At 66.5% G+C, this 15,461-nt stretch carries 6 protein-coding genes; all 6 read right to left on the reverse strand.

The genetic code is table 11. The features are described from left to right. On the reverse strand, positions 1-8,487 hold an 8,487-nt coding region (locus Q1W26_RS09485), incomplete at its 3' end, for a DUF4347 domain-containing protein (protein WP_300438984.1). 12 nt (positions 8,488-8,499) lie between these two features. Beyond that, positions 8,500-9,417: an efflux RND transporter periplasmic adaptor subunit gene (locus Q1W26_RS09490; RefSeq protein WP_300438986.1), complete on the reverse strand. Its 918-nt coding sequence runs from the start codon at positions 9,415-9,417 to the stop codon at positions 8,500-8,502. A 5-nt stretch (positions 9,418-9,422) separates the two neighbouring features. Further along, positions 9,423-11,384, reverse strand: coding sequence for a preprotein translocase subunit SecA (locus Q1W26_RS09495; RefSeq protein ID WP_300438988.1), 1,962 nt, complete (start codon positions 11,382-11,384; stop codon positions 9,423-9,425). Next, entirely contained in the window at positions 11,381-13,540 is a 2,160-nt protein-coding gene (locus Q1W26_RS09500) for a PqqD family peptide modification chaperone (RefSeq protein ID WP_300438990.1), read from the reverse strand. The genes Q1W26_RS09495 and Q1W26_RS09500 overlap by 4 nt, the downstream gene beginning before the upstream one ends. A gap of 1 nt (position 13,541) precedes the next feature. Further along, positions 13,542-14,891: an HlyD family efflux transporter periplasmic adaptor subunit gene (locus Q1W26_RS09505; RefSeq protein ID WP_300438992.1), complete on the reverse strand. Its 1,350-nt coding sequence runs from the start codon at positions 14,889-14,891 to the stop codon at positions 13,542-13,544. A gap of 249 nt (positions 14,892-15,140) precedes the next feature. Continuing rightward, complete coding sequence (locus Q1W26_RS09510) at positions 15,141-15,425, reverse strand: hypothetical protein (protein WP_300438994.1); 285 nt, start codon at positions 15,423-15,425, stop codon at positions 15,141-15,143. Between the last annotated feature and the right edge of the window lie 36 nt (positions 15,426-15,461).

Raw genomic sequence — 15,461 nt, forward strand, 5'->3', positions numbered from 1 at the left:
GGTGATGCTGACCGTGGCGCTGGCCAGGGTGGCGGTGTCCACGTCGGAGACGGTCAGGCCGGTGTCCACCGCGGTGGCGCTGTCGTTCTCGGTGTAGGCCAGCGCGCTGCCGCTGGTGGTGACAACCGGGGCGTCGTTCACCGCGGTGATGGTGATGTCGCGCGTGGCAGCGCTGCTGCTGGCGCTGCCGTCACTGGTGACGAAGGAAACCGTGCGGGTGGCCGCGCTCGGATTATCCGAGGTGTTGATGTAAGTAACGCTGCGCAGCGCCGTCTGGTAGTTCGCCAGCGTGGCACTGCCGCTGAGTGTCAGCACGCCGGTGCCGGCGCTCCAGCTGCCGGTGATGCCGTTCTGGTTGGTGAAGGCCAGGGTGTCCTGGCCAGTGACAAAGCCGGCGGTGATGCTGACCGTGGCGCTGGCCAGGGTGGCGGTGTCCACGTCGGAGACGGTCAGGCTGCTGTCCACCACGGTGGCGGCGTCGTTCTCGGTGTAGGCCAGTACCGTGCCGGTAGTGGTGACAACCGGGGCGTCGTTCACCGCGGTGACGGCGATGTCGCGCGTGACGGCGGCGCTGCTGGCGCTGCCGTCACTGGTGACGAAGGCAACCGTGCGGGTGGCCGTGCTGGGGGCGTCCGAGCTGTTCAGGTAGGTGACGCTCCGCAGCGCGCTCTGATAGTTCGCCAGCGTGGCGCTGCCGCTGAGCGTCAGCACGCCGGTGCCGGCGTTCCAGCTGCCGGTGATGCCGTTCTGGTTGGTGAAGGCCAGCACGTCCTGGCCACTGACGAAGCCGGCGGTGAGGCTGACCGTGGCGCTGGCGAGGGTGGCGGTATCCACGTCGGACACCGTCAGGCCGCTGTCCACCGCCGTCGCAGCAGCGTTCTCGGTGTAGGCCAGTGCCGTTCCAGTAGTGGTGACAACCGGAGCATCGTTCACCGCGGTGATGCTCACGGTGGTGCTGCCGGTGGCGGTGAGCGCGCCGCCCGTGCCCTGGGCGCCGGTGTTGCCGTCGTTGAACGTCCAGTTGATCACGACGCTGGCCGGCGGGGTGTCGGAGCTGTTGGCGTAGGCGATCGAGTTCATCACCTCGTTGATTCGTGCCTGCGTGGCGCTGGAGTTGAAGGTGAGCAGCAGCGTTCCGGCCGAGTGGGTGGTTACGGTGCCAACCGTGATGCCGCTCAGGACGAGGTTGCCGCCCTGGGTCAGCGCGGCGAGATTGCCGGTCGCCGAGAACACGTCCTGGGCGCTGGCCCCGCCGCTGCGCACCAGCGTGAGCGTGGCGCCATTGAAGTTGTTGGCGGCGCTGAGTTCGGTGTCGTAGATGCGGACATTGCTGTCGAGAACGACGGCCGAACCGTTTTCCGTGTAGCTGACGGTGCCGCCAAGCGAGGTGGTGCCCGAATTGGCACGGGTATCGAGTTCGCCGCTGCTCGTCAGGCGGGTCAGGACAAAATCCTGGCTACCGCCATCGCTGGTATAGCCCGCCGCAACGATGCGTCCATCCGGGGCCACATCAACGGCATACAGGATTTCCAGGAATTTCAGATTGATCGTCTGCTTGCCGTCTCCGCTGAAGCTGGTGTCCAGCGAGCCGTCGGACAGGTAGCGGGCCACCGCAAGGTCGTAACTCCCGGTTCCGCCGGCCACTACGATCTTGTCATCGCTCTGCAGGCTCATGCCCCAAACCGAGTCGCCGCTCCCCCAGTTGGTGGTGACAATGCCGTCGCCGCCGCCAAAACTGGTGTCGAGTGTGCCGGTGCTCGTGTAGCGGACGATGGTGAAATCGTTGTCGCTTAAACCGCGCGAATAGCCCCCGACCACGATCTTTCCGTCGGATTGCACCTCGACGGCCTGGGCGATATTCCAGTCGGTGCTGATGGCAGTGGTGACGATGCCGTCGCCCCCGCCAAAGCCGGTGTCGACGGAGCCATCGGCGTTGTAGCGGACAAGGGCAAAATTCTGCACACCTCCAACAAAGCCCGTACCGGCCTGAACGATCTTGCCGTCGGTCTGGAGCGCCAGGCCGCGGCCTTCGTCGTTCGCGATGGCGATATCCAGGGTTTGCTTGCCGTCCCCGCTGAACGAGGTGTCGAGCGTGCCGTCGGACAGGTAACGGGCTACGGCAAAGTCGTTTGCCGAGGTTCCGCCCACCACGATCTTTCCGTCACTCTGCACCAGCACGGCCGACACCGTGTCGTTGCTACTGGCGCCGAAATCGGTGATGACAATGCCGTCGCCGCCGCCAAAGGTGGTGTCGAGCAGGCCGTCGGCCGTGTAGCGAAGCACGGCGAAGTCAAAGAACGTGCCGTTCACCGTGCGACCGGCAACCAGGATCTTTCCGTCGGCCTGGAGCGCCACCGCGTACGCCTCGTCGTCGCCGGTACCGATGGCCTGGGTAACGATGCCGTCGCCCCCGCCGAAGCCGGTGTCGAGCGTGCCGTCTGCGTTGTAGCGCACCAGCACAAAATCGAGGTTGCTGCCGTTGTGGGTATAGCCGGCAACGACGATCTTGCCGTCAGGCTGGACGACCGTGGCGTAGGCCCGGTCGTTGCCGGCGCCGATGGACGTGGCCGCAACGAAATCCGCCGCATCGAATGTGGGAGCGTCATTGCCCGCGGTAACCGTAACGGCAATGGCGCTCGTCGCGCGATCGAAGTCGATGGCCAATGCCCCCACCTCGGTGGCCGTCAGCGCGCGGTCATAGATGCGCACGTCGTCCAGCTGGCCCTCAAAATCGAAGCCCGGCGTGGTGGTGGGGTGACGGCCGATGTAGGTGGTGGTCGCGCCCGTGTAATAGATGGTGTTGGTGTTGGCCGCCGAAACGATGAGGCTGCCGTCGATATACAGCGAATGCACATCATTGGCATCGTCGAACACATACATCACGTGGTGCCAGCCGGTGCCGGCAAGAAAGCGGTTCGAGTTCAGGTCGGTCCAGGCCCCGGCCGAGACCTGAACCGAGCCCTTCACACCGCCTGCATCGTCCAGCGCAAGATGCACCCGGTCGTTGAGCGAAATGAACTCGGCCCTGCCGGACGAGAGCGCAGACAGGTTCACCCAGCCACCGACCGTGACGTTCGGTGCTTGCCCGAACAGGCTGTCGATCTGAAGCGCATCCCCATTGCCGTCGAGATTCAGCACCTCGCCCCGGGCAGGGTCAGTCACAACGGTGGCGTTGCCCAGAAGGGTGCCGTTCTGCATGGTTCCGGCGGCCTGGTCAGCCGCGCTGCCGCCGGAGAACGGGTAGTAGCCCGCCAGGTCTGCGGCCAGCGCAGAGGTGACGCTGATCGACGCGCTGCCGTTGAAATTGCCGGCAGGCGTGAACACCAGCCCGTTCAGCGCGGCATTGAGCGCGCTCTTGGTGCCCCACAGCACCATGCCAGCGCTGCCGTTGGCGCCGCCCATGATCGTGAGACCAGCCGTGCCGCCGAGCGTCAGCGTGCCGTTCGGCGATGCCAGCGCCACCTGCAGTCGTCCGTCGCCGGCCATGCCGTCGCCCACGGTGATCGCGTTGCCGTTGACGGACGAAAAGACCAGCGAGCCATCCTCGGCCACGGTCTGCGTCGGGGGCACGGAGACCGTTGGCCCCGCCGCAACGGAATTGATGTTGGCGCTGAATTCCGAGGTACCGCCGTAGGTGCCGCCCCCCAGATCCACCGTGGCCGTCGCGCTCACGACACGGCTGCTTGTCATGCCTGTGCCGGTCAGGCGCACGCTGAAGCTGGCGTTACCGCTGGAGTCGGTGGTGACGCTGGCGGCCCCCAGGAACACCTGACCCTCGCCATGGGCACTGGCGTCGCCCGACACTGAACTGAAAAACTCGAGGCGGAAGGTGGTGGACGCAGTGGAGTTCAGCGTGCCGACAATCAGCACCCGGTCACCCCCATAAGTCGCCGATGTCAGGACGGGGTAGTTCTGGAGGGTGTTGGCGCCGGTATCTCCGTCGCCGGTGTCATTGACCTCCACGCTCCCGTTGTCGCCCAGGTCGATGCCCAGAGTGCTGTTGCCGACGATGGCGTTGCCAAGAATTGTGGCAGTGCCAAGCCTCACGTCCAGACCACGGCCGGTGTTGTACGCAATGAGGTTGCCCAGGCCGGCACCGACGCCGCCAATCGTGGCACTCGCGCCGTTGAGTACCAGAACGCCGCCATAGCCGCCGTTGCCCACCGCTGTCGTGCCGTCGCTGCCCGCACCGATATAGTTGCCTTGCAGCAGGTTGCCGGTAACGGGGGCACCGTTGAAGGAAACCCCGCCCAGGTCGTTGCCGGAGATTACGTTGCGCAAGGCCGCGCTGCTGCCCCCGATGACGTTGTTGCCGCCCGAGACTTCCAGGTCTAAGCCCCACTTGGTATTGCCGCGATCAAGCAGGCCGGTGGTGTCGGTACCGATGTAGTTGCCGGTGATCAGGTTGCCGCCCGAGCCACCTTCGATACGAATGCCGCTCAGGGAAAAGCGGTTGATGACCAAGCCCTTGACCGTGCTGCCCGAACTGCCGCTGCCCAGCAAGATGCCACTGGAAGAAGCACCGGCGCCGGCACCGTTGAGCTCAATCACCGGCGTGCCGGCGAAGTCGGGCTCAACGGTGCCGTCGATGATCACGGCCTGCGTGACGGTGGGCAGGGCCGCGGTGAGGGCGATCGAATGGGGCCCCGGGCCGGCGATGCTGAACTCAATCCGGTCTGCGCCACCCGTGCCGTTGGCGGTGTTGTTGGCCGCGATGATCGCCTCGCGCAGGCTGACGAAACCATCGCTGCCCTTGTTGGCCAGCAGCGTGCTGAGGCTGGTGGTGTCACCATCGTTAGCGGCGCTGGTGTCGCTGACGGTATCGACGGTGATGCTTGCCTGGGTGCTCGAAATCGCGGCGACACCGCGTGAAAACTCGGAGGTCTCGAAGGTAAAGCCGCCGCTGTAGCGCGATGCCGTGGCGGTAATGTACTGGCCCACGGCCACGGCAACCGAGAACGGGTTAGAGAACGTGACATCGCCGCTGGCATTGGTGGTGACGACAAAAGTGCCCAGGCTCGTCCTTCCTTCGCCATAGCCGCCAGCATCCAGCGTCGGGTTGGAGAAAACCTCGATCTTGAAGCTGGTACTGGCGGTGCTGTTCAAGGTGCCGCCCACGGTCAGCGTGTCGCTGCCGTTGGTCTTGGCCAGGGTCAGCACCGGGAAGTTCTGCAGCTGGTTGGGGCCGGTGTCGGCATCGCCCGCGTCGTTGGCGGTAACGCCGGCAACGCCCAGGTCGATGCCCATCCCCACGTTGGAGTAGATCGAGTTGGCGCTGATGCTGATGTTGGCGCCTCCCGTGCCGAGCACTGCGATGCCCGCATCGTAGGCACTGCTCTGCCCGCTGAAAGCCACCGTGTTGCTGGAGATGTAAATATTGGTGGGCCCGGCACCGCCAAGGGAGTTTTCGATCAGGATGCCATTTGCCTGCATGCCCCAGTTGGCTGTGCCCGCCACATCGGTGCCGATGCGGTTGTTGCGAATGTTCGTGCCGGCGGTGGGGCCATCGACCTCCACCCCCTCCAACCCGGCGGCGATCCAGTTGCCCTCGGCAGCCGTCGAGCCGCCCACATTGGTGCCGTCGGCGCCGGAACTGATGTAAACACCATCACCGCTGTTGCCCAGCGTGGCCGTGCCGGCGGCATTGATGCCGATCCAGTTGCCCCGCACGGTGTTGTTGTCGGAGGTTTCGCCGTCAACCTGGACGCCATCCTGGTTGTTGCCGCTGATGATGTTGCGGTGTCCGGCGGTGCTGCCCCCCAAGGTGTTGCTGCTTGCCCCGGCTTCAATAAGCACACCGTCCGCGGTGTTGCCGCGATCGAGCAAGCCGGTGCTGTCGGTGCCGATGTAGTTGCCGACGATCAGGTTGCCGGTGGCCGACGCGCCGCTGACGATAACGCCGCTGGCGTTACCCGAGATGATGTTGCGGGCGCCTGCCGTCGTTCCGCCAATGGTGTTGTTGGCCGAGTAGATCGCCACACCGCCCGCGGCATTGCCCAGCACCGTACTGCCGTCGGCGGCCAGGCCGATGACGTTGGCGGACACGGTGGTGGACGAGGCAGTCGCGCCCAGCCGAATGCCTTCGAAGTTCAGCGTACCGGCGATCACGTTGCCGTATGCGGTGCTGCTGCCCCCCACCGTGTTGGACGCACCGGATTCGATCAACACCCCCAAGTTCAAGTTGCCGACGGCAGCCGTGCCGGCGGCGTTCAGGCCGATGTAGTTGCCGCGAATTTGGTTGCCCGTGCTGGTGGCGTTGTCGGTGCCGATATAAACGCCTTCTCCCGTGTTGCCCGACAGCACGTTGCGATCGGCGGCGGTAATGCCGCCGATGATGTTGTTGTTGGCGTTCCAGATATTCACGCCCTGCTGGTTGCCGGCCGCCCCCGTGCCGGCGGAGTTGAGGCCGATCCAGTTTCCGGCGACGGTGTTGCCGCTGGACGAGCCGATGTCGATGCCGTCCTGCGTGAAGCTCTGGATGATCAAACCGCGAATGGTGCTGCCGCCCGAGCCGGGGTAAAGCCGAAGGCCGTCCTGCACGATATTGCCACCGTCCAGCACGATGGCCGGGCGACTGCCCGCCGCGGTGAAGCTGTCATCGGTGGTGGCGTCGATGCTGAGCGCGTCGACGATGTCGGGCAGCAGCGAGCCCAGCGTGATGGTGTGGATGCCGGTGCCGCTGATCGCAAAATGAATGCGGTCGGCGCCACCGGAACCATTGGCCGTGGCGTTGGCCGCGGTGATCGCCTCGCGCAGGCTGATCTTGCCGTCCGTGCCCTTGTTGGCCATCAGCGCGGCGATGCTGGTGGTCGTGCCGTCGTTGGCGCCGCTGGTGTCGCTGGTCGTATCGACAACAAGGGTATTCACCGTATCGTTGTCGGTATTGATGAGCGACACGTCGGCGGGATTCAGTCCGCTGTAGGCCGGGTCGGTGCTGGTGGCCGCCGCGGTGAGCACCGAAAACGCGGTGTTGCCGTCGATGTAGGTGTCGTCCACGCCCGTCACCGTCACCGTCTGGGCCACGTTCCAGTTGGCGGTGGTGAAGGTCAGGCTGGAGGCCGACAGCGTGCCTTCCCGGGTGTTGGAACTGGTGAGGCCGACCGTGACGTTGGCCGTCGGGGCGCTATCGAGCACAACGCTGAACTGCGCGGTGCCACCGCCTTCGGTCACCGTCAGCCCGCTGATCGGCGTAACCGTGATGCCAGCCGCCGCCTTGAGCGACACGGCCCCGATCACCCAGTTGGTGGATGAACCAAAACTGCTGCTCATCTCGACCGACGCCGCGCCGGCTTCCGAGGTCGAGCCGCCGGTGATGCTCGCGTTCTGCTGCGACCACGTGATGGTCTGCCCCGGACCGGGCGCCCCGCCACTCGGCAGGCCCTGCCACGACTGGGCATCGATGACCAGATCGCCAGGCGCACTGGCCACCGTGACCGAAACCGTCGTGCTGTTGCCAAACGCGCTCACGAAACTGCCACGCACCGGCGTCGTCTGATCGACCCCGTTGTAGGTCGTCGCCCCGCCGGCCGCCGCGGTCGTCGCCGAAAAACTGGCCACGACGCTGGCCGTACCCACCGTCGGGTTGACCAGTTTCCAGATCTCGACCGGAACAACGCCGCTGCTGGAACGACCGACAAGCGTCATCCCCACGCCGCCATAGGTCACCCCTGTGGCATATGTTCCGCTCGTACTGATGGACAGCTCCACGAACATCACGCGATTGCTTCCGGCCGCAACCGTGTGCGACCAGCTCAGGGGCGTCGTGCTGGTGTTGGTGGTGTTGGTGGACGTCGCCGTGCCGTTGGCGCTGATCGCGAGAATGCCGGACCACGCCTGTTGCTCAAACACGCTGGGCGCAACGGCCGTTTCGATGCTGCCGGTGGTGTATTCCAGGTTCCAGTCGCCCCCCAGCGCCGCGGCACCGGTGAGGTCGTCACTGGCCGCCACGTCGGCGCCGGTCAGCTGGGCCAGGGCCGATACGAGCGAACGGCCACCCGCGTCGGCGGCCACGTCACATCCATAAAGCAGCAGATCGGCATCGACGCTCAGCGCATCGCCCCACGCGGCGATCTCGCCGGCCCGCAGGAACACGGATTCCGCGTCGAGGCGGGTGGCGCCCACTTCGGCCACGCCTGCGCTGCCGTGCCCAAGCACATGCACGGCCGCAATGTCGTGACGCCCGGCAAGGCTTGCGCCGATCAGCGCAAGCCCATCGTCGTCGCTGCCTACCACGAAGACTTCGACGGTGCGCCCGGCACGCTGCTGGGCAGCCAGATCGTCGAGCAGTTGCTGGATATCCGGCACCCGCGAGTCGACAAAAACCAGTTCGCTGCCGCCCTGCTGCACCGCGCCGCCGGTGCCGTTCCCCGGCTGCTCGAAACCACCCAGCACGGCCGCGGCCAGGCCTGCAGGGCCGGGATCGGCCGAATACAGAATGCGCGACTCGAAGGTTTCGATCAGGGCCTTGGGGTGCCGGCGAATGTTCATTCGGTCATCCCCTCAGCGCCGGGGTTTTTCCTTGAACGAAGAAAGGCTGGAGTCCATGTGCATGCCACCCACAAGCCTAGCCCCGGTGCCTGCAACGGGCGCTGCCGCAAGCGGCGCCGGCTCGCTGAAGGTGATCCGGCAGCGCAGACCGGCTGGCAGGCGCTGGTCGGCATTGGGCAGTGCAAGGCGAACCCGGAAGGTGTTGCTGGCCGCATCGACCACCTTGTCGACCAGAGCGACAGTGGCCTCCACCGGCCCCGCGCCCGGCAGCTCGGGCTTCACGCTGGCCACGTCGCCGGCACGGATGGTGCCGAAGCGGGCGGCCGGCACGATCACCTCGATCCGCAGCGGATCGATCTTCGCCACCCTGAAAACCGGCTTTTCCTCAACCCGCTCACCCTGCGACAGGTAGCGCTCGACCACTACGCCGTCAAAAGGACTGCGAATCACGCGCAAGCCCACCTGGGCCTGGGCCACCCCGAGTTCGCGGCCCCACACCCGCAATTGCTCGCGGGACTGCAGCATCTTGTGCTCGGCCACCTGAAAATCGGTGCGGGCCTGGTCCAGCGCCTGCTGGGCGATGAAGTTTTTCGCTACCAATTCTTCTGCCCGGCGCATTTTCTGGCGGGCCAGATCCCGGTTGGCCTCAGCGGCGCGCAAGTCGGCCTCGGTTGTCGCGCGGGAGCGCGCCACTTCGGCGGTGGCCCGCTCCACATCACTGCGCAGCGCAGCCAGCACCTGTCCCTTCTTCACCACGTCGCCGCGTTCGACCCGAAGGCTTTCCAGCACGCCAATGACGGAACTCCCAAGATCAGCCACCCTGTCGGGCTCGATCAGGCAGCCGAGCGTCGACGGCGCGGCGGCCGGGGCAGCAGCGGCAGCCACCCAGGACAAGCTCCAGCAGACACAGCACACAATCCATTTCGACATTGTCATCATTCCCCGGGACCGCAAAAGGACAATCCCTTATCCCACTCGCGATCCGCCGCCAGCAAACTGCGCCGCGCACGTCTTTCCCTTTGCGCCTGCCCCCACTGGTAACCGGCCAGCACCCAGCGCAACAGACGCGGGCCCAGCACGACCCGACCGTCCTCATCCTGCTTGGCCCGCTTTGCCAGCGCACCGAGCAGCGACACTTCGGCCACCCGCGGCGTGGCAATGCTGATCCACGTCTCGACGCTTCCCGGATCACCCTGGCGGGCACAACGCCCCTCCAGCTGCCGGTCGATCCGCCGCGACGCATTGAACTGACAACACATCACATGCAGCCCCCCCGCCGCCGCCACACCGGCAGCCAGCGGAATATCCGTCCCACGCCCGGCCATGTTCGTCGCCACCGTAACCTGGCCGGGCTCACCGGCCCGCGCCACAATTGCGGCCTCCTCGGCATCAAAGCGGGCATTGAGCACCGCGTGCCACACTCCGGCCGCCGTCAAGCGCGCCGACAAGGCTTCAGACTCGGCAACCGAGGCGGTTCCCACCAGCACCGGCCGACCCTGCCCGGAGAGCTCCGCCACCCTTCGGGTGACAGCATCCCACAAAGCGTTTCCTGCCCCGTATAAACGGCCCGGCGCCGATTTTCTTGAGCTTGGCATACGTGGCGAAATGCACACTACATCCAGTCCATACACCTCGCGCAGCTCTGCACGCGCTTCGCGAAGCGTGCCGCTCATGCCACCAAGACGGTGATACCGGGGGAAAAACCGCTGAAAGGTGATCTGCGCCAGGGTTTCGGCGCCGGGCGAAGGGCGGCAACCCTCCTTCAGCTCGACCAGGCCGTGCAACCCCCGCGACCACACCCGGCCGGGTGCGGCCCGACCGGTGATCTCGTCGACGATCTCGATCTTTCCGTCGCGCACCAGGTAATGCACATCGCGCCGATACAGGTGCCGAGCGGCCAGCGCCATGCCCACCACCTCGTCGCGCAGGCGGGCCGAGCGCCAGCGCCCCCCCAGCGGCAGCGCGCGCTCAAGCAGGCGCGCGCGCCCGGCCCCGGTAAGCTGAACCCGCATGGCGACGGCATCCGGATGAAAGTCGCGGCCCGATTCCAGCTCGCCCGCCAGTGACCAGGCCTGCCAGAAGAAGGCCCGCGCCGCACTGTCCTGCACCTGGCGCGAAAGGATCAGCGGCATCATCGCCTCGTCGATCAGCAGGCTGTCGGCTTCATCGACCACGGCCATGCACAAACCGCGCAGCAGCGGCCGGCCCGCTTCGGTACCGCTCAGGGTGGCGGCCCGGCGCTGCAGATCACTGCGCGCAAAGCCCCGGCGCTGGCCATCACGCAAATAATCGAAAACCAGCTCACGGGCGGTGACGTAGCTCACCGACGCCGCGTAGGCGATACGACGCCGGGCCTCGTCCATCGGCCCGGTCACGTAGTCCACCCGCAGCCCCAGGCTGCCGAAGAAGGGCGCGAGCTGGGTGGCGTCACGCTCCACCAGATAATCATTGGAGGTCAAGACATGCACCGGCATGCCCGCCAGCGCCCCCACGGCCGCGGCCAGCGCAGCGGCAAGGGTCTTGCCCTCCCCCGTCGCCATCTCGGCGAGGCGGTTGTCGAGCATCACCAGCGCAGCGTGGATCTGGGTGTCGTAGGCGTCCACACCCAGGCTGCGGCGGGCGGCATCGACGGCTGCAGCAAGCGCCTCGACGACGCGCTCGCCGGTCAGTCCGTCGCGACCGAGCCGCCCCTGCTCAAGCCTCAGGCGCGCCGCAAAGGCGGCCTCGTCGAGCGCCCGCCACATCACCACGGCGGCCCGCACCGCTGCCAGGCGCTTCCGGTAAGGGGCCCGCTGCCACGGCCAGCGGGTCCGCGGCGCCTCCCGACGCTCCGGGTAGGCTCCCCACACCAGCCCCGGCAAGGGGGCGCGAAGTTCGAGATGGCGCGGCAAATTCATGTGCCCGGGTTGAAGTGGCGCAGGAACAACTGCTTCAGCTGACGCCCCCACTGCACGGCAAGCGGCGCCCAGCCATGGTCGAAGCGCACCCAGGCCCGGCCACCGGCCCGGTCGAGCACCTGGCCGTCGAGAACGAGGTCGAAGACGAAAACCGGTGCTGGCGTGCGCTGGTGATCCTTGTCGGCCGGGTCAACCGGCAGCGCCCCGCCGGCGTATTCGCCCAGCGCAGCACTGGGCAGCTTTTCGGTGGCAGCCGGCACCGCTCGCAGCAGGCGGGCCGGCAGCGCGTGTTCCGGCGCCTCGGCAAGCCGCACCGAAAAACCGCGCGTACCACTGCGCACAAGGGCGGCCACGTTCTGCTCCACGGCCACCCGAACGGTGGCAGCTTCGCCGGTAAGGATGTGCCCGAGCAGCGCACCGCGGGGCACGAAAGCCCCTTCCACGTCGGCCTGCCGAGGCATGGCCAGCTGGCCGCTCACACCGGCCCGCAACACCAGGTAGCCCTGCAACTCCTCGACACGCCCAAGCCGCGCCTTGATCCGCTCGATCTCGGCTTCGACGTCGCGGACCTTGACCGGATCGCGCTGCATGGCCTGAAAAAGATCGGCATCGAGGCCTTCGAGCTGACTGCGCAGCTTGCCGGCCTCGGCCACCAGCCGCGCGTCCTCGAGCCGTGCCAGCACCTGGCCCGCCGCAACGTGTTCGCCGTTACCGGCCTCCAGCGCCAGGATGAACCCGTCGGTGCCCGCCCGCACCTGGGCCTGCTCGGGAACCCACACGACCCCCAGAGCCGTCGTCGCAAACGGAAACGGCACCAGGCCGACGAGGACAAACACCGCCAGGCTCAGCACACCGGCAGCACGCAGCGCCCGCCGGCGCTGCTGCACGGGCAGGGCCATGCGCAACAGGTTGCGCCAGAAGATGAATACGGGCTTGAGAAACAGCGCAATCACCAGCCCGACGCCGGCCAGCGTGCCCAGAACCATCGACCAGCTTCCGACCCAGCCGACGATGGCAATCGACAGCAGCACCCGGCATACCCACGACGCCGGCGCGTAGAAAAACAGCCAGGGCCGCTCGCCCCGCCCCGGCTCGGGCGAGGGCACATCGGCAAGGTGCAGCAATTTGCCGAGCAACAGGTGACGCCAGAAGGCCTGGCTGCGGGTTGCCAGATTCGGCAGGTCGAACGCGTCGCACAGCACGTAGTAGCCGTCGAAACGCAACAGCGGGTTGCCGTTGAACAGCACCGTCGACACCCCGCCGATGACCGCCACCACCAGCGCCACGTCACGCACCAGGCCGGGCTCGACCAGCACCCAGACGATCAGCGCAAGGGCCGCCAGAAAGAGTTCGGCAATGATGCCGGCCGCGCTCACGACCAGCCGCTTGCCGGCATTACGCAAGGCCGACGCGGCCGAAGCATCGACATAAGGTGCCGGCGTGAGCAGCAGCAGACTGATGCCCATCTCGTGCACTTCGCCGCCAAAACGGCGAATCGCCAGCCCGTGGGCCAGTTCGTGGATCGCCTTGATCGGCGGATAGAGCAGCCAGGCGATCAGCAGGAAGCGCGGCGTCGACATCCAGGTGCGCGCGGCAGAAGTCAGCGCCTCGGCGTACATCGCCGCAATCACCACGCCGGCCACCACCACCGCCAGCCACACCAGCAAGGCAGGGATCGAAACAAGGGTGCGCAACCAGGGATCGAAACGGGCCAGAAGGCTGCTCGGGTCGCCCAGGCGCAGCTTGAAGGCCAGCGGGTTCACGCCCGCACGGCGCACCTGGCGCTGTTCGCTGTCGTGTCGCTTGAAGATCGCCTCCACGTCCGGCGTGACTTCGCACTGGATCAGGCCGCGCTGATTGAGCTGTACCAGCAGGCGCACGATTTCATCCTGGGTCAGCGCCGTGTCCGGGTCATCGGCGAGCAAGGCCTCGGCCAGCGCATCGACGCTGCGTGTGCCGTCGCAGCGCCCCACAAACGCGTAGGCCGCGGCGTTCATGCGGTGAAAGCGCCCGCTCACCGGATCGGCCAGCACGTACCACGCCTCGTCCCGGTAGATCTGCCGCGTAACCCGCACCTGCGCCCGCAGGCTCGGATGGAGTTTTGCCACCCGGTACCACTGGCTGCTGAAGGCGCTGCTGGTTTGACTGGAACTCAATTCAACGTCCCCACCAGCCCCACAAGCCGATGCGGACCCAGTCGGTGAGGCGATGGGTCCATGCCCACAGCAGCGGTTCGCGGCCAACGGCAATCCTGGCCACGCCGCGCAGGCCCGGGCGCAGGCTGTCCGGCTGGCTGGCCAGCGTTGCCTCCACCTCGAACACGTTATGCCCTTCCACCGCACTGGCCATGGGCGTGATGCGGATCACCGACAACGGCAGGGTGTCCCAGGGCAGCGCCGACAGGGCCAGGCTGCCCGCCTGGCCAAGCCGGATGCGCGCGATATCCCGCTCATCGACCTCGACGATCACGCGAAAGCGCTCTCGGGGCGCCACCGTCAGCAGTGCATCACCCCGCTGCACCGGCGCCCCGAGGGACTGGCTCAGATCGCCACGAATCACCACCCCGTCGAAGGGCGCCTCGATACGGATGCGGCCAAGCTGCTCATCCACCAGCGCCAGCTGGGCGCGGGCCTCGTCGGCCCTGGACTGGCTGATCACCAGTTGTGCGCGATCCGCCCGCGCCATGGCCGCCGCGTAGGCGTTTTCGTGCTGGGCCAGTTCGCTGGTCCATTTGCTCCGTTCGAGCTGCAGATCCTGCTCGGCAAGTTCAGCCAGCACCTGGCCGGCTTTCACCAGGTCGCCCGGGCGAACCTCGCTCGACTTGAGAAAACCATCCACCGGCGCCACCAGCACCCGCTGGATCGCACCTTCGACGCGGGCATTCCCGCCCACGCGGTATTCAAAAGGCACCAGCAGCAGCACCGCCATGGCCAGAAACACGGCGCCCAGAGCAAGGCGCAAGCGCCCGCTGCCTGGCGCACGCAGACCTGCCCAACTTTGCCGCAGGCGCTTCTGCAATCGTTTGTTCCAGGGACGCTCGAGCTGCCCCATGAAATGCAGCACCGGCCCGACCAGCGCAATGGCGTCTTCCCACTCGGCAACGCGTCCGGCATCCAGCGCCACCCCCTGGCGGAACTGGAACAGCACCGCACCCACGAGTTCATGCCTGACGACGATGGGAATGGAGCACACCAACCCGCCTTCACGACGCAGCAACTCTTCGTGGGCCAGGATGATGCGCGGCGGCAGATCGGGGCGAGCGGGCGCGATGACGCTCACCGCCTGCTCGATGGCTTCGTCCATGGCTGCACCGATCGCCCGCAGGGCTTCGGTGTTGCCACCGCCGAGCGCCCCGTGGGAAATGGCGACCACGCGGGAAAACCGGTCCTCGACAAAGCCGACGGCAACCCGCTCACAGCCCAGCCGGGTCGCCAGCTCGGTTGCAAACGCCGTGGCAGCCGGGCCGAGCCGCTCATGGGACACCACCGCGGCCTGCAAGGCAATCACGTCAAGGGCAGAAACCTCAGCGGAAAAAGTCTGGAGCCGGGAGTTCAGGATGGCTGTTCCAAAAAGAATATCGTCCTCGTATTGACGACGCGACAGCCACAAACTTTAAGCGGAACAGATGGACTTCCGTGCCATTCGACATGGCCCGGAGCGAAAAAAAACCCCACCGACCGCAGTGCGGGAAGTAGGGTTTTTGTTTGACTTGCCGGGTCTGGCCCGGCCGGGTCGCCGCCCGTGACCGATCAGCGATCAGCGATCAGCCGTAAGCTGGGCGATGAAAGCCGCTTCCTTTTCGGCGGGGAAGGCATGTTCGGCAAGCACACGCTGCACGGCACGCGGATCGCTGCTCTTGCCTGCCACCGAAAACTCGATACCGAGCGTACGACCGTTGGCGGCCAGGGTCATGAAGGCCGTTCTCCAGCGCTGGGATTCGGCCAGCCGCTCACGCACTTCGCTCTCGTTGCGGATCACTACGCCTGCGGCTTTGAGGGAATCCAGAAACTCTGCGTAGGACTCGTTGTAATAACTGCCCATCGACTTCTCCTGTGAAAACCGGTGATCGCTCACCTG

It is taken from the genome of Zoogloea sp. (assembly GCF_030157465.1).
GTDB lineage: Bacteria > Pseudomonadota > Gammaproteobacteria > Burkholderiales > Rhodocyclaceae > Zoogloea.